Genomic DNA, 1,808 nt, shown 5'->3' with positions numbered 1-1,808 from the left:
GGGCTCGGTGCAGACGTTCGCCCGAATATCGCGAGCGACCGCAATGCCGACTAAGCGGTCATAGGCAAATAGTGCATGGAGCGAGAAAGCAATTGACCAGCATGCAGCCCGTCCGTCGCGCTATTTTCTTCTGCACTCAGCCTTAAAACACAGACTTCACGGATATTCCATTTGTCGCTGCCTCGGTTCACATTTTCGGTGCGGCATGTAACAGTTCAGATGTTTGTCGTCGATCATGAACCGGAGGCCGATCCCTTGGCATTTCCCAAAAAACGCCTGACGCGCCGAAAATTCCTTGGAACAGTTGGGGCAACAGGTGCCTTTCTTGGCAGTGTGAGCCTTTCGTCAAATTCTTCATTTGCCGGAACGCGGCAACTTGACGACCTGGTCGAATACGATGCAGTCGGGCTAGCGCAACTTGTAAAAACGAAAGAAATCTCTGCGATCGAACTCGTCGAGCGGGTTATCCGCCGGATTGAAGCACTGAACCCCATAGTCAATTGTATGGCGACACCTACCTTTGACCGCGCGCTGGAAAAAGCGCGAGAAATATCCCCGGATACGTTTTTCGCCGGTGTGCCAACGATGCTTAAAGACATGGTTGATGTTGGGGGTGTCAGACGGACAGATGGCTCCCGGCTTTGGGCAACGAATATTCCGCAGAAGTCCGTCGCCTATGTCGATGCTCTGGAAGCATCGGGGCTTAACATGATCGGAACAACCGTTGCCCCCGAGTTCGCCAACGGTCTTGACAGTGAACTCTACGGGATGGCGATCAATCCTTGGAACCTTGACTATTCGTGCAATGCCTCAAGTTCTGGCGCGGCCTGTGCGGTTGCAGCGGGAATAGTGCCGCTTGTGCATGGCACAGATGGCGGTGGGTCAAACAGGCTTCCCGCCAGTGCCTGCAATGTCATTGGTTTCAAGCCCTCTCGGGGCCGCATGATGTCAGGCGAACAGGACGGCAGCCACGATACGTTCAAGACGAATGGACCGATTTGTAGAACCGTGCGCGATGCGGCTGCATTGATCGATGTCTGCGAAGACAAAGCCGGTCCTTTTCCGCCGATCGGTTTCATCGAAGGACCATCGAAACGCCGTCTGAAGGTCGCGTATGCCCGGATGGGCACCAAAGGTGTTGAACCCGTCGCTGCCATAGTGCGGGCACAGGACGCCGTCGCAGAATTATTGCGTGAACTCGGGCACGAAGTGACTGTCATCGAACATCCGATCGACGGAGCAGAGTATCTTCGCATGTTCCGCTATGCGTTTTTGCCAAAGTTTGCGCCGCTGCTCTCTTTGGCGCGCAGCACCAGTGGTCAGACATCGCTTGATACTGGGCTCCTGTCCAACTGGACGGCAACAACGATGCTGGAGGGGCAGTCCTATTCCACGGAACAACGGCAGGAAGGGTTGGATTATTTCAATGACATTTCGGCCAAGTTCGCGGCAGTTTTTGCGAACTACGACGTTATCTTTAGTGCCACTTCCCCTTCCGAGACATTGAAGCGGAGTGCGGTCAGCCACCGTGACGACTTCGCGTTCAAAGCCCATCTTCTTGAGAATTTGCTGGCGCTGACTTCCCCGGTGAATGCCGTGGGCGATTGCGCGATCTCACTTCCGCTTTCATTCTCCTCTGAAACAAACATGCCGGTTGGATCAATGTTCCATGCAGCAGCCGGAAACGACGCCACGCTTGTCGAGCTATCTTACGAACTTGAACAGGCCAGACCATGGAAAGAAAACTGGGCGCCATATTCCGCCAAGTTTATTCCAGTATGACCATAAACGAGGTCCGCATTGGGCTC

At 54.3% G+C, this 1,808-nt stretch carries 1 protein-coding gene; it reads left to right on the top strand.

Features of this window, described 5'->3' with window-relative positions; translation table 11 throughout:
• The first annotated feature begins 255 nt into the window (after nt 1-255).
• The gene (locus tag AC2FNC_RS20715; RefSeq protein ID WP_480607559.1) at nt 256-1,782 is read left to right on the top strand and encodes an amidase; all 1,527 of its coding nucleotides are present in this window, start codon (nt 256-258) and stop codon (nt 1,780-1,782) included.
• Nucleotides 1,783-1,808: the final 26 nt, after the last annotated feature.

The organism is Ruegeria sp. BHSA123 (assembly GCF_059613425.1).
Note: the sequence above shows the minus strand (reverse complement) of the source record. Positions and strands in the feature narration are given on the sequence as shown.